Source organism: Lentzea sp. NPDC054927 (genome assembly GCF_053610285.1).
In genome coordinates this window covers 24,083-44,284 of sequence record NZ_JBSGXZ010000040.1, presented here as the reverse complement: position 1 = coordinate 44,284, position 20,202 = coordinate 24,083, and the positions used below count along the sequence as shown (strand labels likewise).

Annotated in this window: 23 protein-coding genes; 3 read left to right on the top strand and 20 right to left on the bottom strand. The window is 68.3% G+C overall.

The window, feature by feature from the left end; all coding sequences use genetic code 11:
* Positions 1 to 3: 3 nt before the first annotated feature.
* The 10 genes from nuoE to ACWGE0_RS36045 form a co-directional block, all read right to left on the bottom strand.
* Entirely contained in the window at positions 4 to 723 is a 720-nt protein-coding gene (gene nuoE / locus ACWGE0_RS36090) for an NADH-quinone oxidoreductase subunit NuoE (RefSeq protein WP_452265379.1), read from the bottom strand.
* Positions 720 to 2,114, bottom strand: coding sequence for an NADH-quinone oxidoreductase subunit D (locus tag ACWGE0_RS36085; protein ID WP_452265378.1), 1,395 nt, complete (start codon positions 2,112 to 2,114; stop codon positions 720 to 722). The genes nuoE and ACWGE0_RS36085 overlap by 4 nt, the downstream gene beginning before the upstream one ends.
* A complete protein-coding gene (locus ACWGE0_RS36080) occupies positions 2,111 to 2,854 on the bottom strand; it encodes an NADH-quinone oxidoreductase subunit C (RefSeq protein WP_452265377.1) in 744 nt (247 codons plus the stop codon). Before ACWGE0_RS36080 ends, ACWGE0_RS36085 begins: the two co-directional genes overlap by 4 nt.
* Positions 2,851 to 3,402, bottom strand: coding sequence for a NuoB/complex I 20 kDa subunit family protein (locus ACWGE0_RS36075; RefSeq protein ID WP_090013186.1), 552 nt, complete (start codon positions 3,400 to 3,402; stop codon positions 2,851 to 2,853). The genes ACWGE0_RS36080 and ACWGE0_RS36075 overlap by 4 nt, the downstream gene beginning before the upstream one ends.
* Positions 3,403 to 3,409: 7 nt before the next feature.
* The gene (locus ACWGE0_RS36070; protein WP_319971353.1) at positions 3,410 to 3,775 is read right to left on the bottom strand and encodes an NADH-quinone oxidoreductase subunit A; all 366 of its coding nucleotides are present in this window, start codon (positions 3,773 to 3,775) and stop codon (positions 3,410 to 3,412) included.
* A 266-nt stretch (positions 3,776 to 4,041) separates the two neighbouring features.
* Positions 4,042 to 5,307 carry a geranylgeranyl reductase family protein gene (locus ACWGE0_RS36065; protein ID WP_452265376.1) on the bottom strand — a complete coding sequence of 422 codons (1,266 nt, stop codon included), beginning with the start codon at positions 5,305 to 5,307 and terminating at the stop codon, positions 4,042 to 4,044.
* A 49-nt stretch (positions 5,308 to 5,356) separates the two neighbouring features.
* Complete coding sequence (locus ACWGE0_RS36060; protein WP_452265375.1) at positions 5,357 to 7,456, bottom strand: ATP-binding protein; 2,100 nt, start codon at positions 7,454 to 7,456, stop codon at positions 5,357 to 5,359.
* Positions 7,457 to 7,489: 33 nt separating this feature from the next.
* Positions 7,490 to 8,197 carry a demethylmenaquinone methyltransferase gene (locus tag ACWGE0_RS36055; RefSeq protein WP_452265374.1) on the bottom strand — a complete coding sequence of 236 codons (708 nt, stop codon included), beginning with the start codon at positions 8,195 to 8,197 and terminating at the stop codon, positions 7,490 to 7,492.
* Positions 8,198 to 8,233: 36 nt separating this feature from the next.
* Positions 8,234 to 9,331: a glycosyltransferase gene (locus ACWGE0_RS36050; protein WP_452265373.1), complete on the bottom strand. Its 1,098-nt coding sequence runs from the start codon at positions 9,329 to 9,331 to the stop codon at positions 8,234 to 8,236.
* Positions 9,328 to 10,401 (bottom strand): glycosyltransferase family 4 protein, encoded by a 1,074-nt coding sequence (locus ACWGE0_RS36045; RefSeq protein ID WP_452265372.1) that lies wholly within the window; start codon positions 10,399 to 10,401, stop codon positions 9,328 to 9,330. Before ACWGE0_RS36045 ends, ACWGE0_RS36050 begins: the two co-directional genes overlap by 4 nt.
* Positions 10,402 to 10,545: 144 nt before the next feature.
* Here ACWGE0_RS36045 and ACWGE0_RS36040 point away from each other — a divergent pair, with 144 nt between their 5' ends.
* Positions 10,546 to 11,379 carry an inositol monophosphatase family protein gene (locus tag ACWGE0_RS36040; protein WP_452265371.1) on the top strand — a complete coding sequence of 278 codons (834 nt, stop codon included), beginning with the start codon at positions 10,546 to 10,548 and terminating at the stop codon, positions 11,377 to 11,379.
* Here the strand turns inward: ACWGE0_RS36040 and ACWGE0_RS36035 are convergent.
* From ACWGE0_RS36035 to ACWGE0_RS36000, 8 genes are all read right to left on the bottom strand, one after another.
* Positions 11,364 to 11,981 (bottom strand): hypothetical protein, encoded by a 618-nt coding sequence (locus ACWGE0_RS36035; protein ID WP_452265370.1) that lies wholly within the window; start codon positions 11,979 to 11,981, stop codon positions 11,364 to 11,366. The two genes, ACWGE0_RS36040 and ACWGE0_RS36035, sit on opposite strands and share 16 nt — an antisense overlap.
* A 120-nt stretch (positions 11,982 to 12,101) precedes the next feature.
* The gene (locus ACWGE0_RS36030; protein ID WP_452265369.1) at positions 12,102 to 12,632 is read right to left on the bottom strand and encodes a hypothetical protein; all 531 of its coding nucleotides are present in this window, start codon (positions 12,630 to 12,632) and stop codon (positions 12,102 to 12,104) included.
* Between the two features lie 74 nt (positions 12,633 to 12,706).
* Entirely contained in the window at positions 12,707 to 13,762 is a 1,056-nt protein-coding gene (gene paaE / locus ACWGE0_RS36025; protein WP_452265368.1) for a 1,2-phenylacetyl-CoA epoxidase subunit PaaE, read from the bottom strand.
* A gap of 1 nt (position 13,763) precedes the next feature.
* Positions 13,764 to 14,255: a 1,2-phenylacetyl-CoA epoxidase subunit PaaD gene (gene paaD / locus ACWGE0_RS36020; protein ID WP_452265367.1), complete on the bottom strand. Its 492-nt coding sequence runs from the start codon at positions 14,253 to 14,255 to the stop codon at positions 13,764 to 13,766.
* Positions 14,252 to 15,136, bottom strand: coding sequence for a 1,2-phenylacetyl-CoA epoxidase subunit PaaC (paaC, locus tag ACWGE0_RS36015; RefSeq protein ID WP_452265366.1), 885 nt, complete (start codon positions 15,134 to 15,136; stop codon positions 14,252 to 14,254). The genes paaD and paaC overlap by 4 nt, the downstream gene beginning before the upstream one ends.
* Positions 15,133 to 15,417 (bottom strand): 1,2-phenylacetyl-CoA epoxidase subunit PaaB, encoded by a 285-nt coding sequence (gene paaB, locus ACWGE0_RS36010; RefSeq protein WP_090065945.1) that lies wholly within the window; start codon positions 15,415 to 15,417, stop codon positions 15,133 to 15,135. Before paaB ends, paaC begins: the two co-directional genes overlap by 4 nt.
* Positions 15,414 to 16,355 (bottom strand): 1,2-phenylacetyl-CoA epoxidase subunit PaaA, encoded by a 942-nt coding sequence (paaA, locus tag ACWGE0_RS36005; RefSeq protein WP_452265365.1) that lies wholly within the window; start codon positions 16,353 to 16,355, stop codon positions 15,414 to 15,416. The genes paaB and paaA overlap by 4 nt, the downstream gene beginning before the upstream one ends.
* A 9-nt stretch (positions 16,356 to 16,364) precedes the next feature.
* Complete coding sequence (locus ACWGE0_RS36000; RefSeq protein WP_452265364.1) at positions 16,365 to 16,796, bottom strand: DUF3592 domain-containing protein; 432 nt, start codon at positions 16,794 to 16,796, stop codon at positions 16,365 to 16,367.
* 78 nt (positions 16,797 to 16,874) lie between these two features.
* Here ACWGE0_RS36000 and ACWGE0_RS35995 point away from each other — a divergent pair, with 78 nt between their 5' ends.
* Positions 16,875 to 18,107 carry an isochorismate synthase gene (locus ACWGE0_RS35995; protein ID WP_452265363.1) on the top strand — a complete coding sequence of 411 codons (1,233 nt, stop codon included), beginning with the start codon at positions 16,875 to 16,877 and terminating at the stop codon, positions 18,105 to 18,107.
* A gap of 160 nt (positions 18,108 to 18,267) precedes the next feature.
* Here ACWGE0_RS35995 and ACWGE0_RS35990 read toward each other — a convergent pair whose 3' ends face one another.
* A complete protein-coding gene (locus tag ACWGE0_RS35990; protein ID WP_452265362.1) occupies positions 18,268 to 19,020 on the bottom strand; it encodes an SDR family NAD(P)-dependent oxidoreductase in 753 nt (250 codons plus the stop codon).
* Positions 19,021 to 19,053: 33 nt separating this feature from the next.
* The gene (locus ACWGE0_RS35985; protein ID WP_452265361.1) at positions 19,054 to 19,602 is read right to left on the bottom strand and encodes a GrpB family protein; all 549 of its coding nucleotides are present in this window, start codon (positions 19,600 to 19,602) and stop codon (positions 19,054 to 19,056) included.
* 272 nt (positions 19,603 to 19,874) lie between these two features.
* On the opposite strand from ACWGE0_RS35985, the gene ACWGE0_RS35980 reads away from it, so the two are divergent.
* Positions 19,875 to 20,198 carry a transposase gene (locus ACWGE0_RS35980; protein ID WP_452265360.1) on the top strand — a complete coding sequence of 108 codons (324 nt, stop codon included), beginning with the start codon at positions 19,875 to 19,877 and terminating at the stop codon, positions 20,196 to 20,198.
* The last annotated feature ends 4 nt before the right edge of the window (positions 20,199 to 20,202 follow it).

Below are 20,202 nucleotides of genomic sequence, written 5' to 3'. Positions count from 1 at the left end.
CCCCTACTTCTTTTCCGGCAGGGCGGGGAACTCGGCGTTGGCCGGCATCTTCGGTGCGTCCCAGCCGCGGTCCTTCGCGATCTGGGTGCCCCGGAGCGTCTCCGGTGCCGCCGACGGTCCGTCGAGGTCCGCGTCGCGGCCCTCGAAGAAGCCGGCGAGCTGCAGTTCCGCCTGCTTGAAATCGGTGAGCGGGGCGCCGCGCGTCGGGGCGGGCTTTTCCCCGGACTGCAACGCCTTCACGAGTCCCAGCGCCTTGTCCGGCGTCTGGTTGTCGTAGAACTCGTAGTTCACCTGGAGAACCGGGCCGAGGTCGCACGCGGCGAGGCACTCGGCGTGCTCCAGGGTGATCGAGCCCGGCGTGCCCGGCTCGCCCGCGGTCTCCTCGTGACCCACCCCGAGGTGGCTCTTGAGGGTCGCGTAGATGTCGTCGCCGCCGAGCGCCGCGCACAGCGTGTTCGTGCACACGCTCACCAGGTGCTCACCGCACGGACGGCGCTTGTACATCGTGTAGAACGTCGCGACCGCGCTGACCTCGGCCTCGCTCAGGTCGAGCTGCCCGGCGCAGAACCGGATGCCCTCCTGCGAGACGTAGCCCTCGACCGACTGCACGAGGTGCAGCATCGGCAGCAGCGCACTGCGGGCCTGCGGGTAGCGGGCGATGATCGCCTGCGCGCGGTCCACAGTGGACTGGTCGAACGTCGTGGTCTCTGGTGCTCGAGTCATCGGTCGCAACCACCCATCACCGGGTCGATCGAGGCGACGGACGCGATGACGTCGGCGACCATGCCGCCCTCGCACATCGCGGGCATCGACTGGAGGTTGATGAAGCTGGGTTCGCGCAGGTGCACGCGCATCGGCCGGGTGCCGCCGTCGGAGACGACGTGGTAGCCCAGCTCGCCGCGCGGCGACTCGACCGGCACGTAGACCTGGCCGGCCGGCACCTTGAAGCCCTCGGTCACCAGCTTGAAGTGGTGGATGAGGGACTCCATGGACTGACCCATGATCTTGCGGACGTGCTCGAGCGAGTTGCCCATGCCGTCGCTGCCGATCGTGAGCTGCGCGGGCCACGCGATCTTGGCGTCCTCGACCATCACCGGACCGGTCGGCAGGCTCTTGACGACCTGCTTGATGATCTTCAGCGACTGGTGCATCTCCTCGAGCCGCAGCAGGTACCGCGCGAAGCAGTCCGCCGCGTTCGAGGTCGGGACGTCGAACGAGTAGTTCTCGTAGCCGCAGTACGGCTCGATCTTGCGCAGGTCCCAGGCGAGGCCCGCGGACCGCAGGATCGGGCCGGTGATGCCGAGCGCGAGGCACGCGTCGACGGGCAGGTAACCCACGCCCGCCATGCGGTTGCGCCAGATCGGCTGGCCGGTGAGCAGCTTGTCGTAGTCGGGCAGCCGCTTTTCCATGATCTTGACGAACGCGGTGATCTTCTCGACCGCGTCGTCCGGCAGGTCCTGCGCGAGGCCGCCGGGCCGGATGAACGCGTGGTTCATCCGCAGACCGGTGAGGTGCTCCAGCAGGTGCAGCGCTTCCTCACGCTCGCGGAAGCCGGAGGTCATGCCGGTGAGGGCGCCGAGCTCCATGCCGCCGGTGGCCAGCGCGACGAGGTGCGAGCTGATGCGGTTGATCTCCATCAGCAGCACACGGATGGCCTGCGCCTTGTCCGGGACCGTGACGCCGAGCAGCTTCTCGACCGACATGCAGTACGCGGCCTCGTGGTGCAGCGGCGCCAGGTAGTCGGTGCGCGTGACGAACGTGACGCCCTGGACCCAGTTGCGGTACTCGACGTTCTTCTCGATACCGGTGTGCAGGTAACCGACGACGCTGCGGGCGTGGGTGACCGTCTCGCCCTCGAGCTCGAGGACCAGGCGGAGCACGCCGTGCGTCGACGGGTGCTGCGGGCCGAGGTTCATGACGATGCGCTCGTCGTGGACCGCGTCCGCGAGCACCTCGTCCCAGTCGCCGCCGGTCACCGTGTAGACGGTGCCCTCGGTGGTCTTCCTGGAGTCGGCGATCTCCGGGGTCTCGGGAGTCTCTTTGATCTCGACGCTGTCGCTGCCGGGACCGCTCGTGTCGGTGCCGGTGGTCGCGTCGGAAAGCCGCTCGGTCATGAGTAGGACCGCCTCTGGTCCGGCGGAGGAATCTCCGCGCCCTTGTACTCCACCGGGATGCCGCCCAGCGGGTAGTCCTTGCGCTGGGGGTGTCCGTCCCAGTCGTCCGGCATGAGGATGCGGGTCAGTCCGGGGTGACCGTCGTAGATGATCCCGAACATGTCCCAGGTCTCGCGCTCCTGCCAGTCCGCCGTCGGGTAGACCTCGACGAGGCTCGGCACGTGCGGGTTCTCGACGTCGACCGCGACCTCCAGCCGGATGCGGCGGCGGTACGTCATCGACGTCAGGTGCGTGACCGAGTGCAGGCGCTGCGGCACGTCGGCGCCGTAGTCGACACCGGAGACCGAGCTGCAGAGCTCGAAGCGCAGCGACGGGGTGTCGCGCAGGATCCGCGCGACCTCCAGCAACGTCTCCGGCAGGAGGTAGAAGGTGATCTCGCCGCGGTCGACCGTCACCTGCTGCACCGTGTCGGCGGGCAGGCCCTTGTCGCTGATCGCGGCGAACAGCTCGTCGGCGACCTCGTCGAACCAGCCCCCGAACGGGCGCTCGGCGGGCGCGGCGACGTGAGCCGGCAGGCGCAGACCGCCGAAGCCCGACGTGTCACCGGAGCCGGTGACGCCGAAGAGGCCCTTGCGCTCGTGGCCGGCGAACCGCGGCGCTTTCGCCTCAGCCCCGTTGGTCTTCTCGAGGCCCTCGACAGCGCGGTCGGCGCTGGAGTGCTCTCCCCCTGGCTCGGTCACTTCTTCCTCGCAAAACGCTCGGAGGACGGGATGAGATCGGTGCGGTAGCCCGAGTCGGCGAGTGCCTTGGCGCGCACGGCGCCCAGCGGCTCGTCCATGATCTTGGCGTGGATCTTGAGGATCGCGTCCATCAGCATCTCCGGCCGCGGCGGGCAGCCCGGCAGGTACATGTCGACGGGCACGACGTGGTCGACGCCCTGCACCACCGCGTAGTTGTTGAACATGCCGCCAGTGCTGGCGCACACGCCCATGGCCAGCACCCAGCGCGGCTCGGGCATCTGGTCGTAGATCTGCCGCAGCACCGGCGCCATCTTGTTGGTGACGCGGCCTGCGACGATCATCAGGTCCGCCTGGCGCGGTGAGGCCCTGAAGACCTCCATGCCGAAGCGGGCCAGGTCGTACCGCGGTCCACCCGTCGTCATCATCTCGATGGCGCAGCAGGCCAGGCCGAAGGTGGCAGGCCAGAGCGAGGACTTGCGGGTCCAGTTGACCAGCTTCTCGACGCTGACCAGCAGGATGCCGTTCGGGAGCTTCTCCTCGAGACCCATGACTTCCTCAGTTCCAGTCGAGGCCGCCGCGACGCCACACGTAGACGTACGCGAAGCCGACCGTGGCGATGAACAGAACGATCTCCACCAGCCCGAACAGGCCGAGCTTGTCGGCGGTCACGGCGAACGGGTAGAGGAAGACCATTTCGATGTCGAACAAGATGAAGAGCATCGCCGTCAGGTAGTAGGCGACGGGCATGCGCCCACCACCCACGACCGGCTGCGGGCTCGGCTCGATGCCGCACTCGTAGGCGTCGAGCTTCGCCTTGTTGTAGCGGCGGGGTCCGATGTAGGGCGCTGCGGTCACCGAGAACAGGGCGAACGCCCCGGCGAGCGCGAACATCAATACGAGGGGGAGGTAAGGGTCAAGCACGCTCCGTCGTCCTTTCCTCGCGGTCGAGGCGCACCCTAAGGGTGTTGTTCTTCGACTCGTTTGTTAGGCGAACCTAACAAACGCTTGTGAAACAGTTCACAAGCTTGTTCAGACCGTTGTGAAGTGATTCACAAGGTCGATGGCCAGTGTAGAACGCCTGTAAATGACCTAGATCACAGGGTCTGACCTGGGGCTTTAACTTGCCCGACACATGCGAAACGGCACCGGCTCGTATTGAGCCGGTGCCGTCACCTATTCGGAGTAATTTACGCGCTGGGAGCGAGCTTCGTGGCGGCCACGATCAGGCGGTCCATTGAGTCGCCGTCCTTCGGGTCGTAGAGGCCCGCGAGTAGCTTGAGCACCAGTTTCATCAGGCGTTTGCGCGGCATTCCGTACTTCGTTGCGGTCCGCATGATCGCCGGATTACCGATGAGCTTCGAGAAGACGTTCCCGAGCCGGTAGTAGCTGCCGAGGGCTTCTTCGATCCGGACCGGGTAGCCGTGCAGCGCCCGTTCACGGTTGACGCCCGTCCGAGCGAGGGCCTGGACGACACTTTCGGACGCGATCTTGGCCGACTCCATGGCGTAGCCGATGCCCTCGCCGTTGAAGGGGTTGACCATGCCGCCGGCGTCGCCCACCAGGACGAGACCCGCGCGGTAGTGCGGCTTGCGGTTGAGCCCCATGGGCAACGCGGCGCCACCGATGCGGCTCGTCGCGTTCTCCTCGCGGAAGCCCCACTCCTCCGGCGTGCCGTCCAGCCAGGAGCGCAGCAGCTGCCGGTAGTCCGTGGTGCCGTAAGCCTTGGACGTGCTGAGAATGCCGAGACCGACGTTCACGCTGCCGTCGCCCATGCCGAAGATCCAGCCGTAACCGGGCAGCAGCTTCCCGTCCGGCGCCCACAGCTCGAGGTGCGACTCGAGGTAGTCGTCCTTGGTGCGCGGGCTCGCGTAGTACCGCCTGACCGCGACACCCATGGGCTTCGCGTCGTCCTTCTGCAGCCCGACGCTGAGGGCCAGCCGCGCTGACACACCGTCACATCCGACGACGATCGGCGCCCGGTAGGTGACCGGGTTCTTCTCCGGCCCCTGCTTGGCCTCGACGCCGACGACCCGGCCGTTCTCGATGATGGCCTTGGTGACCGTGGTGTTCTCGTGCATGCGCGCGCCGGCCTGCTTGGCGGTGTTCGCGAGCATCTCGTCGAAGTCCATGCGCGGCCGCACGACGCCGTAGTTGGGGAACGTGGCCAGATCCGGCCAGTCCAGCTCCATCGTGACGCCACCGCCGACGACCCGCAGCCCCTTGTTGTGCAGCCAGCCGTTGTCCTCGCGGGTGTCGATCCCGAGGTCGATCAGCTGCTTCACACCGCGGGGCGTGAGGCCGTCGCCGCAGACCTTCTCCCGGGGGAAGGAGCTCTTCTCGAGGAGGAGGACGTCGAGGCCCGCCCTGGCCAGGTAGGTCGCCGCGGTAGAGCCCGCCGGTCCCGCCCCCACCACGATGACGTCGGCGTCCTCGTTGATCCCGCGCCTGCTCATCCAGACTCCCTACGTGTACCCGTCACAGCTCACAGCTCTGCTCGCGACTCTAACCGGAGCTCGCTGAGACCTCGGTCGCCAGGCGCTGCCTCAGATCTGGTGCGCGGTGGTCGCCGCGCTCTTCGAAGATCGCCAAGGCCTCTCGCCAGCACGCGATGGCCCGCTCCCGCTCACCGGTGTGCCGCAACGACTCGCCCATGGTGTCGAGCAGCAGCGCACGGTCTCGCGGGTTCCCGTGGCCGTACGCGACTTCGAGTGCACGCTCGCACAACCCGATCGCCTCGGCGTGCTCGCCCACCGCCTGCTTCGCGCCCGCCAGCCCGTAGAACGCGTAGGGCTGAGCACCCTCGATGCCTGCTCTCTTCAACATCGCGACGCCGTTCTCGCCGTGCCGCAACGCCGGCTCGTGGTCGCCGACTCCGGTGTACGCCTTGGCGAGGCAGCCGTGGATGAAGGCGCCGAAGCGTGCCGATGGCTCGTCGGCGAGCAGCACCAGTGCGGCGTCCAGGTACTCCTTCGCCTCGCGGTGCTCCGCGAGTTCGAGACATCCCCAGCCGAGACGACCGAGCACCTCGGCCTCCACCGCGATGTCCCCCAGCTCGCGGGCAAGCGCCAGAGCCGAGTGGAGTGCCTCCGCCGCCTCCTGCCACCGTGCGACGAACTGGTGCAGCTGGCCCAGGTCTTCCAGCATCACGCACTCACCCTGACGATCACCAGCCGCACGTGCGGCGGCCAGGCCGATACCGCACATCTCCAGCGCCTCGTCCCATCGGCCCACCAGGTGGAGCTGGCCTGTGGCGATGCTCGCCAGCATCATCGTGATCTCCGGCGTGCGGCATCGTGCGGCGATCCGCAGCAGTGCGACCGTGTTGCCGGACTCAACCCCCGCCCACGCCCACGCATCCTTGGCGTCGGCGAAAACGATCTCTGGATCTCCACGGGTGACAAGGTCGGCTCCAGCGTGCGCGACCAGCATCCCGGGCCGCAGCACGCGGTACGCGTTCCTGGCGTGGTGCGCGTACCACTCGACCAGACGGCGACGCGCCTCATCGCTGCCGCTGTCCTGTTCAGCGAGGTCGGCGGCGTAAGCCCACAGCAGGTCGTGGCACGTGTAGCGGTCCCGGCCGCTGGGCTCGATGAGGTGTTGGTCCGCGAGGCAGGCCAGCAGCCTTCGCGCGTCGTCCAGAGCGCAGCCGCACATGGCAGCGGCGGAATGCACGCTGATCGAGTGAGGCGGATGCAGCCCGAGACGCCGGAACATCAACGCCTGGTCATCGGCGAGCCTGCGGTAGGACCAGTCGAACACGGTCCGGACCGCGTTGTGCTCGTCCGCGGGCACACTCAGCGCCGCCCACCGCGCAGGCTCACCGCGCAGCTCGTCGACCAGCTCGGCGACCGTCAGGTCGGGATGTGTGATGACACGTCCAGCTGCGACCCGCAGCGCCAGCGGAAGCCGCGCGCACGCCCCGACCAGAGCCAGGACCGCGTCGGGTTCCGCATCCGCACGCTCCTCGCCGAGGACGGCCCTGACCAGTCCGACCGCCTCCTGTTCCGTGAACAGCGGTAGCCGGACGTGCCGTGCACCCTGGCCGACGACCAGGCCTTTCAGATCGGCTCGGCTGGTCACCACGACCATGCATCCGGTTCCACCGGGTAGCAGTGGACGCACCTGTGCCACGTCGCTCGCGTTGTCCAGCAAGATCAGTACTTGCCGTCGCGCCAGCACCGTGCGGTACAAAGCTGTGAGCGCGTCGGGACGCAGCGGGATCCGTTCCGGTGCTACGCCCAGCGCACCGAGGAAGTCCGCGAGAACGCCGCCTGCCGTGGCTGGTGCGCCGGGACCGTAGCCGTTCAAGTTCGCGTACAGCGTGCCGTGAGGGAAGCGATCCTGGATCTGCTGCGCCCACTCGACCACCAGCGAGGTCTTGCCGACCCCCGCAGTGCCGACCACGGCGGTGATCCGGCTGCCACCGCTCAGCTGTCCGTCCAGCACCGCCAGTTGTTCGGTCCGGCCCGTGAAGTTCGGAACGAGCGGCGGCAACTGCCGGGGCACCGGTAGAGGTTCCGGTGCGCTGGCGAACGAGATGGTGCCGACGTACCCCGCCTGCACGGCGTTGCCGTGGTTCTCACCGAGGTCGTTCGTGTTCACACGACCCAGTGTGACGCGGCCCTCGCGCTCAGGTCAGGCCTCTTCTGCCTTCGGCTTGGGCTTCGTCGCGCGGTGCAGGGCCACCATGCCGCCGGTCAGGTTGAACCACGCGACGTCCTCCCAGCCCGCCTTCTCGATGAGCTCGCCCAGGGCGCGCTGGTTCGGCCAGGTCGCCATGGACTCGGCCAGGTAGGAGTAGGCGACGGGGTTGCTCGACACGAACCTCGCGATGAGCGGCAGCAGTTTGAGCAGGTAGCGCATGTAGACGAAGCGGAACGGCTTCCACACCGGGGTGGAGACCTCGCAGATCACCATGCGGCCGCCCGGCTTGGTGACGCGGGCCATCTCCTGCAACGCCACGACGGTGTCGTTGAAGTTGCGGATGCCGAAGGACACCGTGACGGCGTCGAAGGAGTTGTCCTTGAAGGGCAGGCGCAGAGCGTCGGCTGCCACCTTCGGGACGCGGCGGTGGGCGCCGGACGCGAGCATGCCAACGGAGAAGTCTGCGGCCACGCACCAGGCGCCGGACGCGGCGTATTCGACGGTGGACACCGCGGTGCCGGCGGCGAGGTCGAGGACCTTCTCGCCGGGGCGGGCGTCGAGCACCCGGCGGCTCCACTCCCGCCAGCGGCGGTCGAAGCCCAGCGTCATGACCGAGTTCGTCCGGTCGTAGCCCTTGGCCACGCCGTCGAACATCTCGGCGACCTCGCGCGGGTTCTTGTCCAAGCCGGCTCGCGACATGTTCTAGAGACTAAGTCAGGGCACCTGAGATCATCTTCAGGGCACCTTCAGAGCCGTGAGCATGCCGTCCACCGCCGCGTGCCACGGGTACTCCTCGGCGCGGGCTCTGGCGGCCTCTCGCGAACCGGAGGCCAGGAGCCGTTGAGCGGCCGACGCGAAGGCGACCGCGTGGTCGTCGACGGCCGCGCCACACGACGGTTGGACGATCTCCTTGAGGGCGCTGCTCTGGCTGACGACGACCGGGGTGCCGCTGGCCAGGGCTTCGAGGGCGGCCAGGCCGAACGTCTCGTGCGGGCCGGGAGCCAGCGACAGATCAGCGGAAGCCAGCAGCGACGCAACGTCCAAACGCGACTTCACGAAACCGAGGAACGTCACCGGCAGGCCTGCCGCGCGCTTCTCCAGTGACGAGCGGCGAGGGCCGTCGCCGGCGATCACCAGGCGGGCGGAGTGACCCTGCTCGTGCAGTTCGGCCAACGTGTCGACGGAGCGTTCGACGGCCTTCTCCGGTGAGAGCCGTCCACAGTGGATGAGGAGGTTCTCCTTGCCCTGCAGGAGATCCCGCCGCAGGTCCACCGAGTGACGACGCGGGGTGAAGGTGGCCAGGTCGACACCGAGCGGCACCTGGGTGACGTTCGCAGCGCCGATGCGGTCGAACTCCTCGCGCGCGAAAGCCGTCGTGCAGACGACGGTGTCGTACGAGGCGGCCATGCGGCGGTTGGCCCAGTCGGCACCGCGCACGGCCGGGTTCTCCGGCAGCACGAACTGCAGCAAGCGATCCAGGCGTTCGTGGGAGATCACGACGTTCGGGATGCCGCGCTCGCTCGCCCACGCGCCCATGCCGCGCAACGTCAGCCGGTCGGAGACCTCCAGCCGGTCCGGCTTCAGGTGCTCCATCAGGGACTTGACGCGCCACGGGTCCACCACGCGGTAGCCGCCGGTGTACGGGATCTTGACGGCCGGCAGCGTGATGCGGCGGACTCCGCCGGGCAGCACCTCGTCCGCACGCCGGTCGCCCGGCACGACCAGCACCACCTCGTGACCCGACTGCACGTAGCCGGTGCCCAGGTGGTGCAGTGCCGTGCGGAGTCCGCCCGACTTGGGTCCGTAGAAGTTGGCTAGCTGAACGATCCTCAAGCGGCCGCCTGGTGAGTTAGTCCGATCACCGCAGCGTAGTGGCCCATCAGCTCGTCACAGATCGCAGGCCACGTGCGCGAGAGCACGGACTTGCGGGCGGCGAGACCGAACCGCTTGCGTTGCAGCGGGTCGCGCAGAAGTTCTACGTACTGCGCGATGTCGTGGTCGAAGAGGTATCCGGTCCGGCCGTGGTGAACCAGGTCACGCGGGCCGCCCGCGTTCGGCGCGAGCACCGGCAGGCCGGACGCGAGCGCCTCCTGCACGGCCTGGCAGAACGTCTCGTGCGGTCCGGTGTGGATGAAGACGTCGAGCGACGCGTAGGCCTCGGCGAGCGCCGCGCCGGTGCGGAAGCCGAGGAACTCCGCGTTGGGCAGGTCGCGTTCCAACTGTTCGCGGTCGGGGCCGTCGCCGACGATCCGCAGCTTCACGCCTGGAAGGTCGTGAAGCTCACGCAGCCGGTGCACCTGCTTCTCCGGCGCGAGGCGTCCGACGTAGCCCACGGTGAGCTCGTCGTTGTGCTTCGGGCGCGGGTGGAAGAGGTCGATGTCGACGCCGCGGCCCCACCGGTGCACGCGCGGCACACCGTGCGTTTCCAACGCCTCGACCGCGGAGCTGGACGGCGCCAGCGTGCGGTCGGCCAGCGTGTGCAGCCGCTTGGTCCACCGCCACGCGGCGCGCTTGGTGAGCCCGAGGCCGTAGTTGCCGGCGAACCCCGCGACGTCGGTCTGGTAGACCGCGACGGTCGGCACGTCGAGCTTGCGCGCGGCTCTGAGACCGTACGCACCCAGCACGAACGGCGACGCGAGGTGCACGACGTCCGGCTCGAAGTCAGCCAGCTCGTGCAGCACTCTCGGGCTCGGCACCCCGATGGGCAGACTCGTCACCATGGGCACGTCGACCGCGGAAACTCTGACGACGGGCGTGCCGTGGTGGGAGTCCGCGCCGGCACCTGGCGCGACGACCATCGCCTGGTGGCCGTTGCGGCGCAGGTGCTCCAGGACGCGGAGCACGGAGTTGGAGACCCCGTTCACCTGGGGCAGGAAGCTCTCGGTCACGATCGCTACGCGCACAGACACACCTTGTAGTGCCGGTGTGAAGTCCGCGTGACGCGAAATTTGACGCGGTCAGAACACCTCACGTCGTGGCCAGGTGATCGTCGATTCGTCATCTTCGATTGGGTTGCCGGTCACCCGACGCGGTGAAACTAGGCCAGCATGACCGTCTTGTCGTCTCGCCCCGCGCACCCAGTCGATCCCGGACTGGTGTCCATCGCGCTGGAAGTGGCTGGTCGCCTGGCGAACGACGCCTCCGACGTCATCATGGCCACCGCCGGCCGCGGCGTGCGTCCCGACTCCGACGAGTCGCCGTTCGACTGGGTCACCGACACCGACCGCACCCTGGAACGCCACACCCGCCGCGTGCTCACGGCTGAGTTCCCCGCGATCCCGGTGTTCTGTGAGAATTCTGACGCCGACGTGCCCGGCGACTCCGAGTTCCGCTGGGTGGTCGACCCGGTCGACGGCACCGCGAACTACACGGCGGGCATGCCTTGGTGCGCCTACAGCCTTGCCCTGGTGGACCGCTGGGGCCCGGTGGTCGGTGTGGTCGCCGACCCGTACCGCTCCCAGATCTACGCCGCCGCCCGTGGCCGCGGCATGCGCGCCAACGGCACGCCGGTCCGTCTGACCGAACGCCAAGGCGACTCACTGGTCGTGTGCACCGAAATGACTCGGACGGGTCCGTGGCCCGGAATGGGTGAATTCATCTCCACGGCCGCGATAGCAGGCACGGGCGTGCGCGTTCTGGGTTCGAAATGCCTTGCCGTGGCGCAAGTGGCGTTGGGCCACGTCGCTGCCGCAGTGCTGCACGGCTATCACGAGTGGGACGTGGCCGGTGCCGTGTCACTGGCCGTCGAATCCGGTGCGGTCGTGCTGGACAGACGCGGCGAGGGCGCTCAACTGCCCGTGGACGGCCTACTGGTGGCCGCACCCGACGCCGCCGACGAGGTGCTGGGCTGGTGGCAGTCCGCGCTTCAAGCGGACAGCTGAGGAAGCTGCTTCTCGAGCACCTCGAGGTGCGTGCGCGCCTCGTCCAGCTCCGGGTGGTCGAACATCTGCAACGCGACCCGGCCCACCTCGTTCTCGAACTGGTGGAAGTCGTGCGCGGCCTTGAGCAGCCGCTGGTACACCGGATGCTGCCGGTCGACCGCGCCGAGCGCCCTGCCCAGCTGCGCGATGCCGCGGACGTCGTCCAGCTCCTTGGTCAGCTGCTCGCTGATCCTCTGCAACCAGTCCTTGGCCGCCGACTTGGGCACCGTCTGAACCGCGTTGGCGACCCGCCTGGTGGACTCCGCACAACGTTCGACCAGCTCGGACCACATGTCGTAGGGCTGCTGCGGCATCGGCACGTACGCGGGCCTCGGCTGGCCGGGGCGCTGGATCGACCGGCGGATGAAGCCGATGCCCGTGCCGATCGCGAGGCCGGGGATGCCGCCGAAGGTCAGCGAGATGAACATCATCGCGATGATCGTCACGAAGAGCGAGGACGGCTTCTCGCTCGGAACGCTCACCTCGACGAGAACCGTGAGGGCACCCATGAGCAGGGTGCCGGCTGCGGCACCCCAGAGCGCTGAACGGACGACAACCCCCATAGCCCGTGATCGTGCCATGTTCACCGCGCGTTCGCGGTCCATCTGGAATCAATCAGCTGCGAATCATCTCTGCTATAGTTTTTGCTGTCGGTTCCAGTAGGAGCCGGAAGTGGACCCGGTTCACCGTCCGGACGGTCGGTTGCCGGGTTTCGCGCTTTCTGGGCACTGATCGAGCCGCACCACCGCGTCGAGCATCGGCTGGACACGCTGCCGCCAGTCGCCTCCCGCTCCGAAGCACCACGCGAGCGCATCGCTCGCCCACAGGACCGGGTCTTCAGCCGGGCGCAGGTGCTCGTAGGTGAACGGCTCGTCGACCTTCTCCAGAGCCAATGCCAGGGTTTGCCGATCGCGCACGTCCTGGTGCGCACAACTCTCGATCGCCAGCCGGGTGACACCGAGTTCCTGGAGCCAGGTCGCCGCAGCGGACAAGCACAGCTGCCGGGCGTGGACGTCGTCCGAATCGCGAACCGTCCAGACGGCAGCTCGCAGCTCCATTTCGCGCAACCGAGACACGAGCTCCCGCCTGCGCGAATCGCTCTCCTTCTTGAAATGCACCCGACGCTGGCCGGGCTTCACCAGCCGGCGCAGGGCAGAGCGAATCTTGTCCAGCTCACGCGGACGAACGACAACCGCGACGATCAGGTAGGTCATACCTCGTCGCGACTCATCCAGAAAACCGTGCCACATGAACCATATGGTCTCAAAGGAGTAACGAGCTACTCCGTTCAGGCGTCGAAGTCGACCGTCACGCATTCGCTGGTCGGCAGCGCCTGACAGGTCAGCACGAACCCCGCCGCCACCTCGGACTCGTCGAGCGCGTAGTTGCGCCGCATCTCGACGGACCCCTCGGTGACCAGCGCCCGGCACGTGCCGCACACCCCGCCCTTGCAGGCGAACGGCAGATCCGCGCGGACGCGTTGCGCGGCATCGAGGATCGGCTCGTCGGCGGGCAGCGGCAGGGTCGTCGACTTGCCGTCCAGCACCACGGTCACGGACGCGGCGGCATCGATCACGGCCTCGGCACGGCGGGGCGGGGGCGGCGGTTCGTCGACGTAGAAGAGTTCGTGGTGCACGCGATCGCTTGGGACGCCGCGGTCGCGCAGCACGGCGGTGGCGTCCTGGACCATCTCGTAGGGGCCGCAGAGCCACCATTCGTCGATGGCCTCGAACGGGACGACGCTGCCGAACAGCGCGGTCAGCTTCTCGGCGTTCAGGCGGCCGGTGAACAGTTCCACGTCGCGGGGTTCGCGGGACAGGACGTGGATCAGCTGGAACGTGGCTGGGTAGCGGTCTTTCAGGTCGGCGAGTTCGTCGGCGAACATCACCGTGTTGGTGCTGCGGTTGCCGTACAGCAGGGTCACGCGGGCGCCGGTGGCCAGCACGGTCGCGGCGATCGACAGGGCCGGAGTGATGCCGGAGCCGGCGACCACGAGGCCGTGATGCGTACCGACACCGGTCGGGGAGAACTTGCCCAGGGGCGGCAGGACTTCGAGCACGTCGCCGGGAGCGACGCGATCCACCAGCCACGTCGAGAACTGGCCGCCGTCGACACGGCGCACGCCGATTCGGGGCGCGGCACCGTGGGGCGCGCAGATCGAGTACGAGCGGCGTTCGTCACCCTGGCGAAGGGTCAGGTACTGGCCCGCGGCGAAGGCGAAGTCCTCGGACAGCTCCGCGGGCACGTCGAAGGTGACGGCCACGGCGTCGTCGCAGAGGCGGTCGACGCTGGCGACGGTGAGCTTGTGGAAGGCGGCTCCCCGTTTGCCGATTTTGGGCGACAACTCAGATCTCCTTGACGTGCTCGAACGGTTCGGCGCAGGCGTGGCAACGGCGCAGGGCCTTGCACGCCGTCGAGCCGAACCGAGAAATCTCCGAGGTGTTCAGCGAGCCGCACTGCGGGCACGCGACCTGCCGTGACGGCGGCACGAGGTTCAGTGGCACAGGCCCCGCGACGGAAGGCCCGACGCGCGAAGGAGGCGCGATGCCCGCGGCGGCCAGCTTCGAGCGCCCTTCTGAGCTGATCCAGTCCGTCGTCCAGGCCGGTGACAGGGACAGGCGCACCTCGACCTGCTCGTAGCCCGCGGAGATCAACGAACGGCGCAGGTCAGCACCCATCTCGTCGATCGCGGGGCAACCCGAGTAGGTCGGGGTGATGGTGACGACCACGCGACCGTCCTCTTCGGACACCTCGCGGAGCACGCCGAGGTCCGCGAGCGTGAGGACCGGGAGTTCCGGGTCCCGCACGGCCGACGCGATCTCGAGTGCAGTGGTCACCAGACCGCTCCTGGCAGCGAGCGGTGCAGGTGCTGCATCTCGGCGAGCAGGAAGCCCATGGCCTCGGTGTGCACGCCATCGCGACCCGCCATGCCCGCCACCCGTGCAGCGCGCGTGTCGGCAGGGCGTGTGAGACCGGCGGCAGACAGAACCGCCTCCAGCACACCGTCCACTTCGGACCTCAGTGAAGCCGGGTCGACCGCGACGCCGGTCAATGCAACTTCAACGCGGTGCGTCGCGAACAGCTCGTCCACGAACGGCCACACGCGGTCCAGACCGGCCTGCATGCGGCGGTGCGACTCGTCGGTGCCGTCGCCGAGCCGCACGGTCCACTGGGCGGCGTGGTCGCGGTGATAGGCCAGCTCTTTCAGGCCCTTCTCGGCGATGGCGGCGAGCACCGGGTCCGCCGAACCGCGCAGGCGGGAGAACAGGGCGAGGCGCCACGACGAGAACACCAGCAGGCGCGCGATGGTCGTGGCGAAGTCGCCGCCGGGGCCGGGTCCGCAGTCGATCTCGGCCAGGTGCACGTTGCGGAACTCGCGTTCGTCGCGCAGGTAGGCCAGCGCGTCCTCATCACGGCCCAGCACCTCGCCCGCACGCGTCAGCAGCATGCGGGCCTGGCCCAGCAGGTCCAGCGCGATGTTGGCGAGAGCGATGTCCTCTTCGAGCTCCGGAGCGCGCGAGCACCACTCCGACAGGCGCTGCGAGAAGATCAACGCGTCGTCGCCGAGCATCAGGCAGTAGGCGGCGAGAGCGTCGCGGTCCACACCGGCCGGGAACTCGCGGTTCACGCCGGACAGGGCCTCCGAGAAGCCCGTCCCGAACGCCCAGTGCGCGTCTTCATGGCCCAGCAAGGACTCGTAGGCGTTGTCGAAGCTCATAGGTGCGGCACGTCCTCGGGAATCGCGTAGAACGTCGGGTGCCGGTAGACCTTGTCCCCCGCCGGCGCGAAGAACGGGTCCTTCTCGTCGGGCGAGGAGGCCGTGATCTCCGTGGCGGGCACGACCCAGATCGAGACGCCCTCGTTGCGGCGCGTGTAGACGTCACGGGCGTTGCGCAGCGCCATCTCCGCGTCCGGCGCGTGCAGCGAACCGACGTGCACGTGGTTCAGGCCGCGCTTGCCCCGCACGAACACTTCCCACAGCGGCCAAGACGTGCTCACGCGGCACCTTCCTTCGCAACGGCGTGCTTCGCGGCATGTGCGGCGGCGGCCTCACGGACCCAGGCGCCGTCCTCGTGCGCCTTGCGGCGGTGGGCGATGCGCTGCTCGTTGCAGACGCCGCCACCCTTGACGACCTGCCAGAACTCGTCCCAGTCCGGCTGACCGAAGTCGTACTCGCCGCGCTCTTCGTTCCACTTGAGCTCGGGGTCCGGGAACGTCACGCCGAGCGCCTCGGCCTGCGGCATGCTCATGTTCACGAACTTCTGCCGCAGCTCGTCGTTGGTGTCGCGCTTGATCCGCCACGCCATCGACTGCTCGGTGTTCGTGGACTCCGCGTCCGGCGGGCCGAACATCATCAGCGCCGGCCACCACCACCGGTTCACCGAGTCCTGCACCATGTCGCGCTGCTGCTGGGTGCCGCGCATCATCGTCATGAGCAGCTCGTAGCCCTGACGCTGGTGGAACGACTCTTCCTTGCAGATGCGGATCATGGCGCGCGCGTACGGCCCGTAGGACGTGCGGCACAGCGGCACCTGGTTGCAGATCGCGGCGCCGTCGACGAGCCAGCCGATCACGCCGACGTCGGCGAACGTCAGCGTCGGGTAGTTGAAGATCGAGGAGTACTTCTGGCGGCCCTCGATGAGCTTGGTCGTCAGGTCCTCGCGGTCGGCGCCGAGCGTCTCGGTCGCCGAGTACAGGTACAGGCCGTGACCGGCCTCGTCCTGCACCTTCGCCAGCAGGATCGCCTTGCGCCGAAGCGAGGGCGCGCGCGAGATCCAGTTGCCCTCCGGCTGCATCCCGATGATCTCGGAGTGCGCGTGCTGGGCGATCTGCCTGATCAGGGTCTTGCGGTAGCCGTCGGGCATCCAGTCGCGCGGCTCGATGCGCGATTCGGCCTGCACGGTGCGCTCGAAGCGCAGCTCCAGGTCATCCGCCATGCACCGATGTTACACCCGCGTCCCGAATCTGCGTAGAACTGTCACAACCGCTGCGATGACGATCCAGACGGCCAGCAGGAAGGTGCCGACGGGCAGCAGGCTGAGCACGGCGCTCCGGCCCGCGACGCGCGTGAGTTCCGGGTTCGTCTGGTCGTACTCGACCCGCACGTTGTCCCCGACCTTCAACCCGGCCGGGTACAGCACGCCCTGGGACGGGATGATCACGCGCCCGTCCGGTGTGGCGTAGCGCACAACCGTCCTGTTGAAGGCCACGGAGTCGACCTGCGCGACCGCCTGCCCCACGTTGCGTTCGATGGCCATGTCGTCCCGCCAACAAGCGATCGGCAGCAGCACGCACACGAGCGTGACCACCCCGCCGACCACGAGCAACGTTCTAGTAACCGCACGGCGGACGCGAACACCGAGCGGCGGCTTGGTCACTGCGTCCTCCACCACAACTGAGAAGTCTAGAGCCGGGCGGGTGCCGCGCTTTCAGGTTGAGGTCCATACAGTCGAGACGTGACCTCTGCACCGACATCGCGCACACGGCAGCGAATTCGCGTCCGGTCGAAGCGGGACACCGCCGGTGACCTGCTCGGACTGCTGCCAGACCCGGAGCACGCGCTCGCCTGGGTGCGCGACGGTTCAGGTCTCGTGGGGTGGGGTGAAGCGGCAAGACTGGAGGTCAGCGGCCCGGACAGGTTCGCGCAGGCCGACAAGTGGTGGCGCGAGTTCGTCTCGCACCTCGACATCGACGACGAGCTGGGCGTGCCGGGCAGCGGCCCCGTCGCGTTCGTCTCGATGGCCTTCGCCGACGAGCCGGGCGACTCGGTGCTGATCGTCCCCGAGGTCGTGGCCGGCCGCCGCAACGGCGAGCAGTGGATCACCACGATCGGCGCCTCGGACCCGGCCCCCAACATCGCACCCCTGTCGCGGCCCTCGACGGTCCGGTACGCGAACGGGCAGCTGCCGGTCACGCAGTACCGCGAGGCCGTGCGCTCGGCCGTCGCCCGGATGCGCGCGGGCGAACTGGACAAGGTCGTGCTGGCCCACGATCTGGTGGCCGTGACCGATCGGCGCCTTGACCAGCGCTTCGTGCTGCAGGGTCTCGCACGGCGGTATCCGGAGTGCTGGGCCTACGCCGTCGACGGGCTGGTCGGCGCCACGCCGGAGCTGCTGCTGCGCCGGACCGGTTCGGTCGTTGATTCCCGAGTACTTGCCGGCACCACCTGGCCGCACGACGGTGTGTCGGACGAGGAGCTCGCGGCGGCGTTGATGTCGTCGGAGAAGAACCTCGAAGAGCACGACTACGCGATCACCTCTCTCGCGGAGACGCTCCGGCCGTACTGCACCACGATGTCTGTCGAGGGGCCCTCGGTGCTGCGCCTGCCGAACGTGTCGCACCTGTCCAGCGACGTGATCGGCGAGCTGTCGTCGTCCACGTCGCTGCTGCACCTCGGCGAGGCCGTGCACCCGACCGCGGCGGTGGGCGGGACGCCCCGGCTGGACGCCACGACGTTGATCTCGCAGCTGGAGGGCATGGACCGCGGCCGGTACGCCGGGCCGGTCGGGTGGATCGACGGCAACGGCGACGGCGAACTCGGCATCGCCTTGCGGTGTGCGCAGATCTCCGGCTCCACCGCGCGACTGTTCGCTGGCTGCGGGCTCGTGGCGGACTCGGATCCGGACATCGAGGTGCAGGAGGCGCACGCGAAGATGCGACCGATGCGTGAGGCCCTCGAAGGTCTTTAGTGGCGTGGCTCGAAACGTTGCCGTGCGAATTCGCGGTCAGACGGACGCAGCGTGGTGCCGCCCCCGCGTCCTCATACCGGAGTCGTATGGGGGCGCGGGGGCGGTGCCGCGCTGCGTCCTGCTGAGCGTGAATTCACCGCCAACGTTTCGAGCCACGCCACTAACCGTGTGGTCCACCGCTGACGTAGATGACCTGGCCGGTGACGAAGTCGGCGTCCTCGGCCGTGAAGAACAACACCGCACGCGCGATGTCGTGCGGTGTGCCGATCCGGCCGACCGGAATCGTCTTCGCCTGCGCTTCGAGATGTTGTTCCAGCGTCCGGCCCGCCCGCGCTGCGGAGACAGTGGTCATCTTCGTGTGCACAACGCCGGGGCCGACTGCGTTCACCGTGATCCCGTGCTGGGCGAGATCCAGCGCGGCGGCTCGGGTGAAGCCCTCCAGGCCCGACTTCGCGGCTACGTAGTTGATGCGCTCGTCGTCGCCTAGCGCGGAGATGCTCGAGATGTTGACGATGCGGCCCCAACCGGTCTCGCGCATGGCCGGTGCGGTGGCTTTGAGGGTGAGGAAGCTGCCGCGCAGGTGGGTGTTGACGACGGCGTCCCAGTCGTCGAGCGGCATGTCCAGGACGTTGTTGTCCTTGGCGAATCCGGCGTTGTTGACCAGGATGCCCACCGGGCCGAACGCTTTTGCCACCTCGGCTACGGCCTGGGTGACCTGCGCGGGGTCGCTGACGTCTGCGTGGACGGCCAGCGCTGTGCCGCCTGAGGCTTTGATCTGATCGGCTACCGCATTGGCGGTCTCGGGCGTTCGGTCCAGGACGGCTACCTGGTGTCCTTGGCCGGCCAGTTCCTGGGCGATGCCTGCGCCTATGCCGGAACCAGCGCCGGTGATCAGGGCGACACGTGACTGCATGGGCCGATCCTGGTGTTGACCGGTCGGTGGCCGCTACTCAATTGATGAGGCCAGGACGCTCGCCACGAATGCCGCCTTGCCTTCCGTGTACGCCTCACGGTCGTGCCCGTTGGCTTGGGACAGCTGGCGTTTCAGGTCCTCGTACTGCTGCGCCTTGGTGGGGTCGTTGCGGAGGGCGTCGCGGAACCTGATCTGGTCGATCCACCGCTGGTGACCGGCCTCGATCAGGTGGAGGTGGGCTTCTCGTCGTTGGCCAGTGGGGTCCGGTTTGACGTAGAAGCGTCGCCACGGGCGTTGGTCCAGTTCTGGAGGGACGTAGGACCAGCCGGCTGCTGCCAGGTGTTCGGAGGCTTCTGCCGCTGTGGTGTCCAGGTCGGTCACCGAGGCGGCCAGGTCGACGATCGGTTTGGCGGCGAGGCCGGGGACGGCTGTCGAGCCGATGTGCTCGATTCCGTCGACTAGCCAGGGGCCGAGCAGATCGGTCAGGCGTGCGCGTTCTGCTTCCGCACGGACGGCCCATTGCGGGTCGTGTGGACGAATCTCGGCCCGCTCGTACGCCCACGCGGGAGCTTCCTCGCTCATCGATCCCACCCGTCACAGGCCCGGAAAACGCTGACGCAGGGGTCCCCCTGAACTGCACTGCTCCCCGGAAGTTGGACTGGTTCCAGTTCCTTCGTCCGGGGAGTGTTGTGTATTCGGGGAGTTCGTTGTCTGTGGGGCAGCGTGAGGCTGCGGTGCGGTTGTTCGAGCAGGGTTTTGGTCGTAAGGCGGTGGCGGCCAGGTTGGGTGTGGGGTGGGCGGCGGTGGGACGCTTGCATGATCGGTGGCGGCTTAGGGGTGTGGGAGCGCTGGTCGTGAAGCGGGATGCGCGGGTGTACTCGTTCGAGGTCAAGCTCGAGGTGGTGCGCCGGTTCGCGGCGGGTGAGGCGACCGCGGTCGAGCTGGCCGGTGAGTACGGGCTGTCCTCACCGAAGCTGGTGCAGAGCTGGGCGCGGGAGGTCCGGCGCGGTGGCGAGGACGCGTTGCGGCCCAAGCGGAAGGAACCCCGGCCTGAAGTGGGGCCGGGTTCGGGTGGGACCGGTGAGCTGGAGCGGTTGCGGGCGGAGAACCTGCGGCTGGCGGCGAAGGTGGCCTACCTGGAAAAACTGCGGGTCTTGAGGGAGCAGGGGCGAGACTGAAGGC

Excerpts from the sequence above, each read along its gene's own strand:
- ACWGE0_RS36065 (WP_452265376.1), bottom strand. The coding sequence starts at position 5,307 with ATGAGCAGGCGCGGGATCAACGAGGACGCCGACGTCATCGTGGTGGGG.
- ACWGE0_RS35985 (WP_452265361.1), bottom strand. The coding sequence starts at position 19,602 with ATGAGCGAGGAAGCTCCCGCGTGGGCGTACGAGCGGGCCGAGATTCGT.
- paaC (WP_452265366.1), bottom strand. The coding sequence starts at position 15,136 with ATGAGCTTCGACAACGCCTACGAGTCCTTGCTGGGCCATGAAGACGCG.
- ACWGE0_RS35990 (WP_452265362.1), bottom strand. The coding sequence starts at position 19,020 with ATGCAGTCACGTGTCGCCCTGATCACCGGCGCTGGTTCCGGCATAGGC.
- ACWGE0_RS36040 (WP_452265371.1), top strand. The coding sequence starts at position 10,546 with ATGACCGTCTTGTCGTCTCGCCCCGCGCACCCAGTCGATCCCGGACTG.
- nuoE (WP_452265379.1), bottom strand. The coding sequence starts at position 723 with ATGACTCGAGCACCAGAGACCACGACGTTCGACCAGTCCACTGTGGAC.
- ACWGE0_RS36055 (WP_452265374.1), bottom strand. The coding sequence starts at position 8,197 with ATGTCGCGAGCCGGCTTGGACAAGAACCCGCGCGAGGTCGCCGAGATG.
- ACWGE0_RS36035 (WP_452265370.1), bottom strand. The coding sequence starts at position 11,981 with ATGGGGGTTGTCGTCCGTTCAGCGCTCTGGGGTGCCGCAGCCGGCACC.
- paaA (WP_452265365.1), bottom strand. The coding sequence starts at position 16,355 with ATGGCGGATGACCTGGAGCTGCGCTTCGAGCGCACCGTGCAGGCCGAA.
- ACWGE0_RS36030 (WP_452265369.1), bottom strand. The coding sequence starts at position 12,632 with ATGACCTACCTGATCGTCGCGGTTGTCGTTCGTCCGCGTGAGCTGGAC.
- ACWGE0_RS36085 (WP_452265378.1), bottom strand. The coding sequence starts at position 2,114 with ATGACCGAGCGGCTTTCCGACGCGACCACCGGCACCGACACGAGCGGT.
- ACWGE0_RS36075 (WP_090013186.1), bottom strand. The coding sequence starts at position 3,402 with ATGGGTCTCGAGGAGAAGCTCCCGAACGGCATCCTGCTGGTCAGCGTC.